Origin of the sequence: Acidovorax sp. YS12 (genome assembly GCA_021496925.1) — a bacterium.
Classification (GTDB): Bacteria; Pseudomonadota; Gammaproteobacteria; order Burkholderiales; family Burkholderiaceae_C; genus Paenacidovorax.
Window position 1 is genome coordinate 1905049 of sequence record CP053915.1, and the last position, 15403, is coordinate 1920451.

10 protein-coding genes, 1 tRNA gene and 3 pseudogenes are annotated in these 15403 nt (G+C 59.2%); 11 read left to right on the forward strand and 3 right to left on the reverse strand.

What is annotated here, in order from left to right:
• Positions 1-74 precede the first annotated feature (74 nt).
• Positions 75-758 carry a DUF3334 family protein gene (locus YS110_08625; GenBank protein ID UJB64804.1) on the forward strand — a complete coding sequence of 228 codons (684 nt, stop codon included), beginning with the start codon at positions 75-77 and terminating at the stop codon, positions 756-758.
• A 67-nt stretch (positions 759-825) separates the two neighbouring features.
• Positions 826-913, forward strand: a tRNA-Ser gene (locus YS110_08630).
• Positions 914-1164: 251 nt separating this feature from the next.
• On the opposite strand, the gene YS110_08635 is transcribed toward YS110_08630, so the two are convergent.
• Both YS110_08635 and YS110_08640 read right to left on the reverse strand, forming a co-directional pair.
• Positions 1165-1677 (reverse strand): ClbS/DfsB family four-helix bundle protein, encoded by a 513-nt coding sequence (locus YS110_08635; GenBank protein UJB64805.1) that lies wholly within the window; start codon positions 1675-1677, stop codon positions 1165-1167.
• 63 nt (positions 1678-1740) lie between these two features.
• Complete coding sequence (locus tag YS110_08640; GenBank protein UJB64806.1) at positions 1741-2487, reverse strand: class I SAM-dependent methyltransferase; 747 nt, start codon at positions 2485-2487, stop codon at positions 1741-1743.
• A 755-nt stretch (positions 2488-3242) separates the two neighbouring features.
• Between YS110_08640 and YS110_08645 the strand changes: the two are divergent.
• From YS110_08645 to YS110_08685, 9 genes and pseudogenes are all read left to right on the forward strand, one after another.
• Positions 3243-3512 (forward strand): annotated as a pseudogene (locus YS110_08645) (NAD(P)/FAD-dependent oxidoreductase).
• A gap of 331 nt (positions 3513-3843) precedes the next feature.
• Positions 3844-4449, forward strand: coding sequence for a hypothetical protein (locus YS110_08650; protein ID UJB64807.1), 606 nt, complete (start codon positions 3844-3846; stop codon positions 4447-4449).
• The gene (locus YS110_08655) at positions 4446-5561 is read left to right on the forward strand and encodes an ImmA/IrrE family metallo-endopeptidase (GenBank protein UJB64808.1); all 1116 of its coding nucleotides are present in this window, start codon (positions 4446-4448) and stop codon (positions 5559-5561) included. The genes YS110_08650 and YS110_08655 overlap by 4 nt, the downstream gene beginning before the upstream one ends.
• 176 nt (positions 5562-5737) lie before the next feature.
• On the forward strand, positions 5738-6967 hold the full coding sequence (locus tag YS110_08660; GenBank protein UJB64809.1) for a hypothetical protein: 1230 nt from the start codon (positions 5738-5740) through the stop codon (positions 6965-6967).
• Positions 6964-8418 carry a hypothetical protein gene (locus YS110_08665; GenBank protein UJB64810.1) on the forward strand — a complete coding sequence of 485 codons (1455 nt, stop codon included), beginning with the start codon at positions 6964-6966 and terminating at the stop codon, positions 8416-8418. The genes YS110_08660 and YS110_08665 overlap by 4 nt, the downstream gene beginning before the upstream one ends.
• A pseudogene (locus YS110_08670) lies at positions 8418-9502 on the forward strand (IS5 family transposase). The gene YS110_08665 and the pseudogene YS110_08670 overlap by 1 nt, the downstream one beginning before the upstream one ends.
• A 342-nt stretch (positions 9503-9844) precedes the next feature.
• Positions 9845-10510 carry a hypothetical protein gene (locus YS110_08675; protein ID UJB64811.1) on the forward strand — a complete coding sequence of 222 codons (666 nt, stop codon included), beginning with the start codon at positions 9845-9847 and terminating at the stop codon, positions 10508-10510.
• Between the two features lie 361 nt (positions 10511-10871).
• Positions 10872-11324, forward strand: coding sequence for a hypothetical protein (locus YS110_08680; GenBank protein ID UJB64812.1), 453 nt, complete (start codon positions 10872-10874; stop codon positions 11322-11324).
• Between the two features lie 242 nt (positions 11325-11566).
• Positions 11567-14980 (forward strand): hypothetical protein, encoded by a 3414-nt coding sequence (locus YS110_08685; GenBank protein ID UJB64813.1) that lies wholly within the window; start codon positions 11567-11569, stop codon positions 14978-14980.
• 184 nt (positions 14981-15164) lie between these two features.
• Here YS110_08685 and YS110_08690 read toward each other — a convergent pair.
• A pseudogene (locus YS110_08690) lies at positions 15165-15316 on the reverse strand (IS5/IS1182 family transposase).
• Positions 15317-15403: the final 87 nt, after the last annotated feature.

The window sequence follows — 15403 nt, forward strand, 5'->3', positions numbered from 1 at the left end:
AAAATCTGTTACAACCCCCGACAAGCCAAGCGCACACTCGTGCTCCTGCCCTTTCCCATCACCACAGCAAACCCATGAGCGAGTATCAACCGCAGGTGGCCTACGGCACCGAAGACCTCTTGATCAGCCTGTGCAATTCGGTCACCCACGTGCTGGGGGTAGCCACGCACAGCCAAATCCACTACTCCGCCATGGTTCAGCGCATCACCAAGACCTGCCTGCGGCCGGATATCGGCTGTTTCGTACTCTTTGACGGCGGCTTTTCCGGGTTGGTGATCATCAACTTCACCGCACACGCGGCGATGGAACTGTACGAACGCTACCTGCTTAACATGGGCATGTCACGTGAGGACTTGGCCACGTCCTATACCTCGGATGAGGTTGCCAACGTGATGGGCGAACTGATGAACCAGGTCGCGGGCGACTTCACCAGCAAGGTGCGCCGCGAACTCCAGACACACATTACGCAGAACCAGCCCAAGATGCTGGTCCTGAACCGGCAGGTCATGCTCAGCGTGGATGCCAACCTGGACAAGCCGGAAGCACGCCGCGTCACGTTCTACACCAGCAACAACAATATTTTCTACTTGGAACTGGCCATAGACCGCACGGAGTTCGTGAAGCTCTACGATTTCGAGCCCCAAGAACGTCCGGACCCTGATGCGCTGATGGCACAGAACCATGAAACGCCTCCCAGCGCACCAAGCGCCACGGGCAACAGTGAGACGGAAGAGCTTCTGCGTTCCCTTGGCATGTAGTGCTCACACGCATCGTAAAATGCCGGGTTGTTCAATGGCTGAACCAACGGCCTTGGAAACAGTTGCAGGAGGTGTGGCAGAGTGGTCGATTGCACCGGTCTTGAAAACCGGCAACGGGCAACCGTTCGTGAGTTCGAATCTCACCGCCTCCGCCAGACAAGAACCCCAAGTGATTGATTCGCTTGGGGTTTTTTGTTTTCTCCTGCATTCTGGATGCCATCGGGCATGCCATGCCGGGCTTGAAGTCCCCTCGAATTCCTGAACCAGTCAGAAGTAGAGATTGGTGGACAGTTTGACACGGCACTTGGCCGGGGAGCCGCCCCGACAGCTATGCGCTCCGCAAAAGCAGCACTGCGCCCCACCACGTGGGCTGGGGCGCATAGCCCGTTGTGCGCCGCTATTCCTCTCAGGCAATACCGTGGGCCTTCTTCCACTTGCGCAGCCGGCCACGTGCATTGGTGTACGGAGAGGAAGTGTTGAACTGGATCATCCGCCCCTGTGTGTACTTCCCGTACCAAGGTACGCCGTACAGTGCGGCATCGTCGCTGGCCTCCACCAGCGCCACGATACGGGCATGCACCTGCGCGAATTGCCGCAGCAGGGCTGGATAGTCCTGATCCGCATGGTCCGCGTAGAACTTCTGCGCCAGGCGCCCCAACTCGTTCCACTTGAAACCCGTCTCGGGGAAATCGACCGGCTGCCCCTTGGCCCTCGCATCGCACCACTTGAGCACGAGCAGGTTCCAGCCGATCAGATAGGCGACCAGGTCAGAGACACTCATCTGCGTGCCCTGGGCGTGGCCTTCCAGCGTGGCCTCATGGGCACGCCCCGGGGGCACACTGGCCAGATCGGCCAATAGCCTCTGGTAGCTGGAGCGTACCGCGTCCAGCAGTTCCGCCTTGCTTTGTGGCACCGCCATGTCCAAGCCTCCTGAAGCTGCTGCCAAATCGTGTTCGATTGAATGGGCGCGCCGGGCACCACATCAGCGAGCCATCAGCGCGAACACCCCCCAGCCCAGGTATTCGCGCGTGTAGGTGGCATAGCGCACGGGCTCCGATGCCAGCTGGGTGCGAACCTCCTGCGCGAAGCCGTCGTCCGGGTTCGCCGCCAGCCAGCGGCGCATGGTCAGCCATTTGGCCGCCTCGTACCTGTCCCAGCCGTCCTGATCGGCCAGCACCATCTCCACCACGTCGTAGCCCAGGCGGGCGAACGACGCGAGCAGTTCGGGCAGCACAAGAAAATCCGCGGTCGCCGTGGCAAGACAGCCCTTGGCAATGTCGTCCGTGGGTGGCAACTGCCGCCAATAGGGCTCGCCGACGAGGATGATTCCCCCAGGTCGCAGGCTGCGGGCCAGCAACTCGATGGTGCCGGCGACGCCGCCGCCGATCCACGTGGCGCCGACGCAGGCAGCCACATCCACCTTCTGGCCGGCCACATGGCCGGCGGCATCGCCGTGGATGAACTCGACCCGATCGGCGACGCCGAGTTCTTTTGCGCGGTGTTGCGCCTGTTCGGTGAACAACGGACTCATGTCGATGCCGGTGCCAGTGACGCCGTGGTCGCGCGCCCAGGTACACAGCATCTCGCCCGAACCACTGCCGAGATCAAGTATCCGGCCCCCCGGGGCCAGGCGCAGCGCGGCCCCGAGCGTGGCGAGCTTGTCCGGTGTGATCGGGTTGTGGATGCGGTGTGCGCTCTCGGTGATGCTGAATATTCGGGGGATGTCCATTCCGGTAAATCGCAATGTGGGTGATCAGCTTCAGTTGCTGGTCGATGTTGAACCCGTATTGTCGCCGGGCAGGTACAACCGAGCTGCGCTCATGCGCAACCAGCGCCAGGTTGGTCCCGCCCGCAGGCGTCAAGCCTGGGACACGGCCCTGCGCGCCTTGACGGCGTGTGGGCGCGGGCTACAGTCGCGGTGAAGGAGATGGAGTCAGGGAAGATGGCTGGACAAGGCAACGGCCCTCCCAACACACCAATCGCACGGCAAGCAAAGCGCTCAAGCCCGATGCTGGAAGCCGGGCCGCACGCGTCAGCCGAGCGGAGGGAGGGGACGATGGAGCCCGGCAGGGGCGAGACTCGCGCAGCGAGGCGCGACAGCGCGACCGGCCACCTCCCTGGTAGCCGAGGATGCCCACATGACGGCGATGAAGTCCCCGTCGGCTTCTACCCGTCCAGCCATCGGCACAATGGCCGTACATGGACATACGAGCTCTACAAGACGATGAACTGATGGCCCTGGCCCGTGAATGGCGACTGCGGGCACTGCGCGGTGAGAAAGACGCACGCGGCATGGCCCACGAACTGGAACGCGAAGTGCGCCGGCGCTTCCCTAAAACCGGCACCCCCATAGCGTTGCCGCCAGCGCACCCGCTCGGCACCCTGCCACAAGCCCCCCGGCACCGCTGGAAGCCCTGGTGAACATCCTGGCCGTAGACGTCCCAGACTCGGATCGGGTGATGATCCGCCCCGCCGGCTGGCAAACTGGTGCGGACACGCAAGTCCGTACTGGTGATCGATGCCGGCGAGCGGGGCAACCGCTTCGCCAGCCATTCGCATGGTTTTCTCGGCCAGGATGGCGTGCCCCCGGGCGAGATCGCGGCGAATGCGCGCCGCCAGCCCGCAGCCTATCCAGCGCTGACCTGGCGCGAAGACCGTGTCGAAGCTGTTGCAGAACAGGTGGACGCATTCACGGCCACGACGTCCGACGGTGGGGTGCATCGAGGCCGCCGCCTCCTGCTGGCCACCTGCGTGTACCGACAGGGTTGATCAACTGAACCATTTGCTCGCTATCAACGCACCGACGGAAACCGTATGGAGCGAATCGTGCTTGCCGTTGAGGGCGGCTTTAGGCTGACAGCCGACGTTCACAGGTCTGTGGACGAACGACTCCATCGATCAGGTAGCGGACATGGGGTGTCTCCCGAAACCTGACGCAGCTGTCCTTGTCACTCGTGGACATCGTTATCAAGAGGGAGCTTGTGACATCTGTCATGCGGCCGCGATGTCGAGGCACTTAAATGGTAGTTGACGAAATTTGGAAATTGCACCAAACTCGAGTTGACGAATTTATGGAATTGCACAAATGAAGTCCCGGCCACCATCCTCGTTTAAGCCTCAGCTCACCGTTGATCGCCTTCAAGCAGTGTCGAGCTGGTTGCTGGAGGAACTCTACGCTACCGAAGATGATTTGAGTCGTCCGACGGACAGTGGCTACACACGGGGGTGCACCACGTTTGGTCGCCAGCGCAGTCGTCTCATGTCCGAGGCCGCTTCTGGTAAATATCCTTGGCTTGGTCTTTGCAATGGGGGCAATGACCTTGTTTTTACCATCGGTGACGTTCCCTGCCGGTTCAGCAACGACGACCCGTCCAATCCCTCCAAGGATGCCGTGCTAACCCCTAACCGGTATCAGCTCGACTTCATGGAGTTTGCAGTCCCTGGCGCGCCAGTCCGCTTTTGTTTCATCATTGATCGGGGCTACAACGGCGCTGCCGAGCCTCGTGTGGAGTTCCTGGGCTTTACTGCTAGCAATGAGGTGGCTTGTCGCTGGGTCTCGGACACCGTTCGTGTGTTGCGCGTGGAAGGGGCGCAGCCGTTGGCTCCGTCTGTACCCGTGGCTAAACCTCAGGTTGGGCCGAAGCGTCGCGACAGCGATGAAGGCGATGGCGCCGCCGAAGCTGTGCAATGAGCGAATTTATTGGTACCAATCTCCGACTCATCCGCCTCTTTCACGATCTGTCTCTCACAGACCTGGGAGAGCGGGTCGGTGTTTCTAAGCAGTTCCTGAGCCGCATCGAGACAGGCTCGGAAGTCGCGTCTGCCCAACTGGAAACATTGTTAGCGGAAACGTTGGATGTACTGCCTGAGTTCTTCTACCGAATCGATCCGAATCCCATCGTCGATGAGCAGTGCCACTTTAGGCGCCAGCTGACGACAAAGGTCGCGCTGCGCCAAGTGGTTCGAGCGCGCGGAGAGATGTTGAAGCGGTTGGTCGGTGTTTTGGATGAACACGTTGAGCTGCCGCAGTATCAAGTAGGTGAAGCCGACCCGGAGTCTTCCGAGAGCATTGAGTGCGCGGCCGAGAGGTTTCGATCGATGTTTGGCTTGGGTCTTGGGCCATTGAGTAGCGTCACGCGGATTGCTGAGAATGCTGGCGCCGTCGTTGTTCGGGTGCGTGGCCTTGCGCAGGAGATTGACGCGGTGTCCTTTGCCACGAAGCGGCCAGTGATCGCATTAAATGGAGACGGACGCTCGGCGTGCCGTGAGCGTTTCGGCATTGCCCATGAGCTTGGACACTTCTCTCTCCACATTGGTGTCCTGACGGGAGACCGGCTAACGGAAGCGCAGGCCAACCGTTTTGCGAGCGCCCTGTTGTTGCCAAGGACCACCTTCGCGACCGAAAGTCGAATAGCTATGCGAGGCAGTCGTCTCAATTGGCAGGGCCTTTCTGAGCTCAAGCTCCGGTGGGGCGTCTCAAAGGCCGCCATTCTTTTTAGAGGGCGTCAGCTTGGACTCTTTTCAGAAGACCAAGCTCGGGCAGGGTATGTGGGACTCAACCGGCATGGTGAGGCACTGAAGGAGTCGGAAGACCATCTGATTCCGAACGAAGAGCCGGAGGTGCTTGCAGAGGGATTGAAGGTCATGAGGGAACATTTTGGCGTTCCTCAGTCTGCTGTTGCTAGAGAGATGCGGGTGCAGCCACGGCTTCTTCAGGCTCTCATTGAGCATCCCCAGGCTGAGCCCACAGCGAACGTTGTTAGCATGCTCAACCCGCCAACACGCAGAGTTGGCACACCCTAAGTCCTGTCGCCGAGCATCTGTAGTTGTCGGGCAGGCTCATCGTTGGCCGGTTTCTAACGATCTACTCCCACTTCCAGCCTCACCCAATAGTGCTGGGGTAAGTTCTAATCTCAGGCGGGGCTCGCGGTGAATCGCAAGGGCCGTGATTCTCTGCTTCTATGACGTACGATCCAACCATGGCGGAAATTTCTTCAGCCCCTATGCTGTCGCTACTGGACTTGGCTACGAATCGGGCGTTGCCGCTTGGGCAGCCAGAAGTCGTTGTCGAAATCCCCGACACCTACTTGACAGATGAACGACTGGAACGCCCTGGAGTGGAAGGCATTGCCATTCAGCGTCTTTTCACGTTGGCGCAGCAGATTTCTTCCATCCGATTTTCTTGGGGTCAGGCCGCTGCACGTCGGGTGCTTGCTTCACCAGCAGTCCATCCCTTAGCGAGCGTAAGCCTGTGCCTAAACAACGCGACTCACGTTTGTGAGGGGGGCGAAACCATTGGCAAGGATGCGTTTGAGCGTGCTCGTCAGAGTTTGGTTTCTCACCGCCTCGGCGCAGACATGTTCTCTGAATGCCAAATGCTTGTGAGCCTGGATTACCACCGCCCAAGCCTTCCTTTCGACCTGTATGAGCCCTCGTCACGGCGTCTTCGTCGTGAGGAGGAGTTTGAATCTCTTGTCGACGATCTTCTTTTTGCGCAGCGTGGAGCAGGCTTCCGCGCTGAAATGCTCCCGAAGTTCCGACTCCCGATTGCCATTATCTTGCGCGAATTGATCGAGAACACTGACGATCACGCGCGGACTGATTTCAACGGTGGCACCCTGAAGCCAAATGCTGTGCGCTGCTTGCTCGTCAAACGTATCGAGCAGGAGCAGCTGTTTCCTGCGAAAAAGGAAAACAAATATCCTCCGGTGCCTTGTTTAGAGTTCACGATCATCGATAGCGGCATTGGGTACTACAACTCCTATCGCCGCCAGCTGCTGCGAGGTCAAGCCCGGGGGGTACCTGTGAAAGTAGGAGAAACTCAGGCAGACACCATTCGGCAGTATGAGCTCGGGTCAGATGTGCCCCTAGACATCGAACATGCGATCTTGCTCAAGTGCTTGGAGCGCCATTCAGACAACGTCATCCCCGACCCAAGGCCTGGGCATCGCGGAATGGGGCTGTACGAAGTGCTCCGTGCGCTAAAGATGATGCGTGGCCTGTTCGAGGTGCGTACAGGTCGTATCCATGGATATCGCAGCTTCCTCGAAGGCGAAGCACGTCTTCAGTTGGAATCCGACGAATCAAAGACACGGCCAGGCATGCCCAAGGCCAGTCTGCTTGACATGTCCAGCAGGTTCTGGAAAAAGCCGACTCCCCACGAATTGGTTCGTGGCTCTGTCGTACGCGTAGTGGTGCCTCTGGTATGAAATTTGGCAACGAAACGCGTGCCTTGTGGCTGCGCACGCGCTATAGAGAGCAGCAATTCGAAGGAGAGGCGTGCCTTCTTGTATACGACGATGAATCTTTCAGCGATTTTATGGTCAGCGGGGATATCAAGGAGGTTTTCGAACGACGCGCGAATACAGCCAATATATTTATCGCTGCCCCATTTCTAAGCCGCGACAAATGCCGCTCCGCATTGAAGTCAGGAACTTCGGTTCGGCGCGCGGCCTCCTATCTCTCGGGCAAGAGCGGGAACATCTATCTCGTTGAACTGAGTGAAGTGACTGACTCCGGTGGTCTTGCCGTGGTGGCTAGCCAAGTGACCTGGGATCCAGAATCCAAAGAGGCCGTTTTCAGCCATACAAAGGCATTGAGCGCTGCACTGCAGGAGGGTTGGCTGTTTGACCTTTTCGACCGCAATGAAGGCCTAGTTGTGGCGCCGGCGGGCGTCCACTTTCGCAAAAGCTCGCGCAAACACACCAGCACTTTTCTTCGGGCGGCAAACGCGCTGACTTGCTCGGCCGCATGTGGTCTGCTCGCACTCTTCTCTCTCCAGCAGTTGGGGCGCGTCCCGGCTAAACGCATATTTGTCGATACCGCCCCCCTGCTGTCATTGGCATTTGCACTCACGCGCGCTGCGAGGGTACACGGCATATGGACAGATGATGTTCCCGCCCGGTCTTTCAGCTCATACGGCGGGTTAAAGCGAATTGGGCGGTTGTCTACCAATGACATCGTCTTGGTCTCCGCTTCAACCTCAGGTTCGCTGGCCATAGAAGTCACAGAGCAAGGAGGGCGCCGGGAAGGTATCGTAACGCTCTATTTTCTGTCTAGCGACAGTGCGAAACGGCCTGACGGAGTTCTTTGCGACCTGACCATCAAGGCGGACAAGAACGTTGGGTATCAACCCATTGCGAATTTTCCTGCTGATGACTGCAGGCTCTGCAAATCTCACCATCTGCTTGCAGAACTTGAGGGCGATCAGTTCTTGTTGCAGCAGCGCCAACATCGACTCTTGAGAGTTCTAAAGAGCACGCAGTCCCATGAAGCTCGTACCGCTCTAGCCGACCTTCACCAGAGCCAGGCACTTGAGGTTGTGCTTCGAGCAGAGACCGGCAAAACGGTGCCAGTAACTGTCAATGAGACGCTGTTGCTTTCGAGTACCGCCGTTAGACCTGAACTGATTCGGCTAGTGCAGCGCTACACGCCTCAGCCACTCGCTCTAGTGGTTCGGGTGAACATTTCCGAGGGAGACGTTATGGCTCTCTTCGCGGACGCCACGATGTCTACGCTTCTACCCAACACGAAACTGATTGATTGGACCGAGGTGTCTGGATATCCCGTTTTGGCCAGAGGTGCCGGGGTTCTTGGGAACCTCTCAAAACCCATCCGATCTCTTCCTGACCCGAGAAGCCTGACCCGCCCCTTGCCATGATCACACCCCGCAGCGCGCTGAAGTTTGACCTGTTCGCCGAGGCCTCGCGCCAGCACAAGAGGGACGAGGTGGGCGATCCGCTGCAGGTGATCGCGCGGCACATCGACTTCGGAGCCCTGGCCGGGCTGGTGGATGCCTTGATCGAGCGTGGCGATGGCCGCCGGGGTGGCCGGCCGGCCTATCCCACCGAGGTGATGGTGCGCATCCTGGTCTTGAAGCGGCTGTACAACCTGTCCGATGAGCAGATGGAGTACCAGTTGCTGGATCGGGCGAGCTACCAGCGCTTTTGCCTGCTGCAGGATGCGATGAACGTGCCGGACCGCAACACGATCTGGCGCTTCGGCGAGCGGCTGGGCGTGGATGGGGCCACGGTGCTGTTCCAGGAGTGGATGCGCAACTGCACCGCCATGGCTACATGGCCCGGGGCGGACAAGCCATCGATGCGACGCTGGTGCCCGCGCCGCGCCAGCGCCTGGACAGGCCGGAGCGCGAGGCCCTGGCCGAAGGCAGAACGCCCGATTGGAGCGAGGCCGAGCGCCGGCAAAGGGATGTGGATGCCACGCACACGAAGAAGCACGGCAAGAGCTACTTCGGCTACAAGCTCAGCGTGAGCGTGGACCTCAAGCACGGCTTCATCCGCCGCATCGCCACGGGCACGGCCAGCGAGCACGACGGACACCACTTCGACGAGGTGCTGGACATGCACAACACCGGGCGCAGCGTGCACACGGACAAGGCCTACGCGAGCCGGCAGCGCCGGCAGATGCTGCAAGTGCTGGGCTTCGTGGACGCGATGCAGCGCCGGGCCCAGCCGGGCCAGCCCCTGAGCGAGTGCCAGAAGCGGCGCAACCAGCGCATTGCCAGCAAGCGTGCCCGGGTCGAACATGCGTTTGCCGGCATCCGGCACCTGGGCGGCAAGTTCGTACGCACGATCGGGCAGGCGCGGGCCACGGTGGCGATGACGATGATGGCTGCCTGCTACAACATGAAGCGCCTGGCCTCGTTCCTTGAGCGAGGCGTGGATGCGTTCTTCAAACCGGCGACCACCAAGGCACAGGTGCGCCTGCAAACGGCGAAAGCCTGAGCCATCGGGGCTGCAAGGCCCCTCAATGCACGAGGTGCAGACCGCCGTAAGGCCTCATCGCGCATTCAAAACGGCTGGCGTCCAATCGTGCCTATTCGGATCCGTCAATCATGGGGTTGTGAGAGGTTCCCTCTTGTGATCTTCGGATGTCTTACAAGCCAGACACAAGCTCGATCTATCAACGCATCACTAAGATCTGTGGTCAACGAAGGGAACGTAGCTTATTTGTCAGCCCTCACCCTGGCCAATAGCCCCGAGCAGTACAGAGATTTGAAGACATTTTTAGGATATGGCGAGCGGGGACCGGAGACATTCACATACCGTGAAGTCAAGAGACTTGCATTGCCCGACACGGTGAGCTTGGAAAACCCATGGGAGGTCGAACTTCAGTTGCTGGACACGATTGCTGGGTACACAAGCTTCCCTGAGCTGGACCAGCGTCGGCACTGCCTGTCCGTCAACGCGAGTGCAAGCGACGATATTTTCTTGGGCGGGAAGGATTTGCCACTGGCGATTCAACGCGATTTCGTCTATCTAGATACGAGCGATGGCACTGCCAACGTTTCGCAAGCTACCGTGTTCACGGTTGTCTCAAATTTGCTTTGCGTAGCGCGCTCAAACAACAGAGAGTTGGGAGCGAGACCAGGGTCGCCGGGGGAAGTCTTGAGTTTGGCGCAATCTGTGTATGGCCATGTGTTGGTGGATCCCATCACATTTCTAAACTACAACGACGCTATCCTGAAAGCTAGCGTTTTGCGTGCAGCCAAACCGAGTGAGCTTATGTACGAAGTGGACGAGATTTACAGCTCGCAGGTTACTGAAATCGTTCTCGCGGAGCTGGGAGGTTGGCATGTGGGTAGTGGTGACGCGCTACCCGAAATGCTCTTAGCGATGGCCACTGGAAGATTGAGACTGCGCGAGATTGACCGGATACATGTTCGCGATATGGCACTCAGATCGGACCTGCCTCCGCTGCTTCAATCTCTCGCGAGATCCATTCCATCCTGATCGCGGCTACTGCATGAGAGCGGGATTTAGCTGTGATATGAGTGCGGAGGCGCCGCAAATCATTCGGCGCAAATAAAGTCGTGAGTATATTCGCCGAGGCTTGCCTCCGGGAACCTCTGCGAATGGTTTCGAAAATCCTCGGCGTGGAGGGCACGGAATTAGACGTCTCTATCGCTTTTGGCTTGCTCCATGGAACGAGTCCCCGTTTCAGCGATGCCGGCAGAGAGGAATACGCCGACAGACCTTTCTATGCCCGTGGCACGCTAGCACTTACGTCTGAGGCGGCTCGAAGCCGTGGGAAGCGGGGTGAATGGGAGCCAACTGAGGCGCTAGCGGCTTGCTTATCCACTCGCGACTCTTGTTGACACTGAACCGCTGGACCTGCACGTCGAACGACCGCTTTAGTCCAGCACTACGCGTTCGAGGGGGAATTTTGGATGACAGCAACCGCTGCACAGCCGACATTGAGCGACGAAGCTCAAGCGGCTGCAACGGGTCGACACAAGCCTGTCGGGGAACGCTGCATCACCTGATCGAACTCTATGAGCACCTGATTCCTGGCAACCCGGCTACCGTTTTTGAATCGATTTACCAAGTGCTGCTGGGCCGCGGCCGCGAAGAAGGCTATCACTTTGAGTCGCTCGGCAACACGGCAGTGGTTCGCATCGTTCAGCGTTATGTCGCCGATCACAGGGTTATCTTTGAAGACGAAGGCCGACGCGCTCGACTCGTGGAAATCCTCTGCCTGTTTTCAGAAGGCGGCTGGGCTGAAGCTCTGAAACTGCTCTACGAGCTACCGGAACTGCTTCGATAGCTGCTATTCCAAGATCGCGTGCCCAGCTGGGCTCAGGCTTGAGGACCTGGCGCATCCTGTTAGCCTTAGGTATTCGCCCGCAAATGCCGTGCGCCCTGTCTGGCGCTGTGGAGGCAGTACGGGCTCGTCTACGCACGGATGGTGCAGGCAGGCTGGGGAGCTAGATGGCAGAGGCGGGAGGACCGGCCACACAGGCGGGTATCAGGTATCAGGATCAAGTCGCGGCGCTCTATCTGGGGCGCATGCTCGACCCGCGCGAGCGGGCGCGCCATGACCAGCCGGTTGAGGTCAGGCTTGAAGCGCCAGTGAGCGTTGACGACTTCGTCGTCCAATTCGCGGACGGATCGCGTCGGTTCTTTCAGGTCAAGCTCTCGCTGGAGGCGAAAGGGAAGCAGTGGAAGGAACTGTGGGTTGCGATTCGAAGCCAAGTCGCCGACGATTTCACGCTGGACGATCGTATCGAACTAGTCCTAGGGGAACCGTCGCGCCTGGCAACAAATCTTCGCGCACTAGCGGAACGCTGCACGGGGTCTGACGCCTCCGAATGGCAAGGCCGGCTGAACGCGAGTCAGCTTCAGGTTCTGCAGTCGATCCAAAAGGCCTTAGCCTGCACGATCCAGGACCTCTGGCAGATCTTCTGTCGCCTTGACCTGACCGTGTGCGTGGCCGATGAGGTTGAGCGCGACCAGGTGCCTCTGTGGATGCCACCGTCATCTGTGCCTGCGGCACGGGTCTTTCGCACACTTTCGGAGATTGCGCTCGAAGGCGCGGCAGCGCGCGCCCGTTTCGATGGGCCGACCCTCTACGAGCGCTTACGTTCTAATGCCGGGATCATGATTGCGGACCCGTCGAGCTGGGGAAGCGCTAAATATCGTGAAGCCATCTCCTCGCTCGCAACCATCGAGGTTCCGGGTACGAACTTCAAGCAGAAACAAGGCGCGCAGTTCTTGTGGCCGAGATGTCTTGAATACCGGACGGACAAAGCGCCCGATTTTGACGATGACTTCTCGAGTTGGCGCCATCTAGGTGGCGTGGCTGAAGTCGATCTACAACAGTTTCCCAGCACTGAGCTCAACGCGCTAGTTGTTGTCGCCGGGCCAGGTTTCGGTAAGTCCACCTTGGTCAATGCGTTGGCGCGCAAGACGGCAGAGGCAGGTTTCCTGCCTGCAATCATTTCGATCCCACGTCTTGCCGAATCGGAACTTCCGATAGCCGAGTACCTCGCTGAGCGCATCAATGGCGATTTTGGAGTCCGCATCGACTGGCGTGCCGCAGCCAGCACTGGAACACTGGTGCTCTTCCTCGATGGGTTGGATGAGGTCTCAAGCGACCGACGAGCCCTCGTACTGGAACGGCTCAATGTGTATCGGGTAAGCCATTCAGCCATCCCGTGGCTGATGACGGTCCGCGATGCCAGTGCACTGGTCCCTCCCGGAGACTGCAAGGTGGTTGAGCTGGCGGCACTGCGCGACTCTGATCTATCGAGGTATGTCGACTTCTACAGGCCCGGCGAGCCAGCCGTCGCGGCTGAGTTGCTGTCGCGGATCTTCGAGCGGCCCGACCTTGCGCACATGGTCCGCATCCCCATTTTTCTGGCGTTGATGCTGGTCTTGCGCCTTGAGAAACAAAACCTTCGGCGTAGCGACTTGCTTGAGAGCTACCTGGGGACGTTGTTTCGGCCCTCGGAGTACAAGGCTGCGCAGCGTGACTCTCTCGACACAGAGACGTTGCGAATCATCGCCGAGCGTGCGGCCTTCGCGGCGTTGGAGACGGACACCATCGGCGTTAGCGTTCGTCAGCTCGAACGGCACGTCAGGGAAGTCTCGCCGGCGCTGCGCACGGACGATGTTCGAGATGCGCTTATCCGCCGCGGCGTGCTCCGCAGAGACGGATTGGCAAGATTGACGTTCCCTTTCCCGATCGTTCAGGAATATCTGGCCTCGGCAGAATTGCTCCGAAATCACGAAGACCAGTTGGGGCGACGCCTGTCCATGATCGTAAGGCGCCCCTGGGCACAGGCGATCCAGTTTGCGCTCGAGCAGCATCCTGCACCGCACGCTGTCGTCGACGAGATCCTTGCGAAGCAAGATGACGCGTTCCACACCGGCTTGAGGCTGCTCGGCCGATGTCTCTCAAACGGCATGGCTGCGTCCGATGAGCAGTGGCAGCGAATTGGGGAACGCTTCGCTGGGCTGTGGGGATCGCTTGCTTGGCGAACCAACTATCTTGTGGACGGCATCATTGTCGATGCGTTCTCTAAGCCGCTGCATCCCCTAGTGCGAGCGAGGCTGGGCGAACGGCGTCTCGTCTATCACGGCTCGGGCAGGATCCTTTCAATAGCGAATGACACCTCGCTTTCGACCGAAGTCTTGGAGAGATTTCTCGCAGGAGATATCGAGAATTTCCTCACCCTAGTCGACGTTCAAGCTGAGGCGGACCGCCTTGGCGCGACAGCTTTTAGGATGTATGTGCATCGTGCGAGGCGTGAGCCGCGAGCGGACGCGGACAGTGGTGCGATCTGCTGTTTGCTCGGCCACCTCAGAAGAGGAAGCGTGAGCACGGAGGAGGCATTGGCTGTAGCGAACGACGCGACGCTGGCCCCCGAGGTGCGGTTGGCAGCAAGATTTCATGCCGATTCACCGCTAGACAATGGCGCCAAGGAGCTCATTAGCGGCGCGCTCTCCCGCCCAGGGTACTTTCCGTACCATTCGGCGGCGCTTGCTATGTCCAGCACCGCCGTGGATATGTCATCCGTTTTGGGATTGCTTCAAGCCCCGTCGGCGGATCGCGATAACGCTTCCAGAGCGCTATCAGATCTTTGTGCTCAATGGCCGGCATCCGCTCGAGAGAGCCGACTACTGGAGGTTCTGGCTAGCAACGACATTCAGGACTGGATGCGCATACTTGCCCTGCAGCATCTGGTGACCATGGGCCGAGTTGCGGCTTTCGACGAGCTACTTTCGAGAATGCCTTCAATGTCGCATGAGACTGTTGGCGAGACCATCGTTCTGATTGGGCATGTGCTCGATCGCTCGCGCGTTCAGCAATCTGTGTCAATGCTTTCGGCTAGGGAGTGGGCTCCTGACGAGAGAAGTCGTCTCGGCCACTCGCTCATGACTGGTCTGAAGTGGCGCGTTCATAAGCCCGGCGGAACGAGCACCATGGATCCTCTTGCAAGACATCCTGGATTGACGGCGTCGTTTCCACTGTTGGAATCTTGGGTATTGCGTACCGATTACGAGCCGTGGAAGCATCTCAGCTTGGTCGTAGAAGCTGTCCAGATTGGAGTGCCTAGCGCGATCACCCTTTTGCGTTCAGCTTTCGAAAGAGCTATGGCGACGCCTACCTCCCAGAGGCTTAACGACGAGGCGTCTGCCGGTCATGCGCTAGAGGCGCTTCATGCGCGTGGGATGGGCGTTTCCATTGACGAACTCGAGCGAATCGCCGCAACAGCTACGTACAACCTCTGCAACAGTGCTCTTCGGCTCCTCGCCAAAATCGGCACTTTGTCCGCAGTTGAGTCGCTAATGCGGCTTTTCATTGGACTTCCGGCTGACCTTCGGAAGTCTTTGCTTGAGGCTCTAGAACCATTGGCTGGTAGGTTGGGCCTGCGGATAACCAGAGTCGGTGACATGCTGTTGGCATCGGCGGTGTAGTCAGGTTTGGTGCCCAACGGTTTTGGCCGGCAAGCTGGTGCGTCTTTGACGAAGGCACGACACCGGTCGTTAAATCCGTCAGGCGGACAGGCGCGCAGGCGTCTGCTTCATACCAGAGAGCGTGAACTCGGCGGCTGATCGCCGATAGCGGCAACCGCTGCATTGCCGCCACCGGCGCAAATCGATACAGCAAGCCGGCGACCAGGCGCGGCGCCAAGGCCGGGCGGCCACGGCCGAGGTGACGTGGTTGGCGAAGTGCCGCTCAATCTGCCCCCAGTCCATCAACCCCGCCAGGCGTACCAGCGGGGGGCGCATGTTGATCTGCTCGTCTTGCAAAGACTGCGCCCTTCAAGCAGCAGAACTACGCGTCAGATCAACGGTTTGCAGGTTTTCGGGTCAGACTGAAGAATTTTTTGAGTAGTT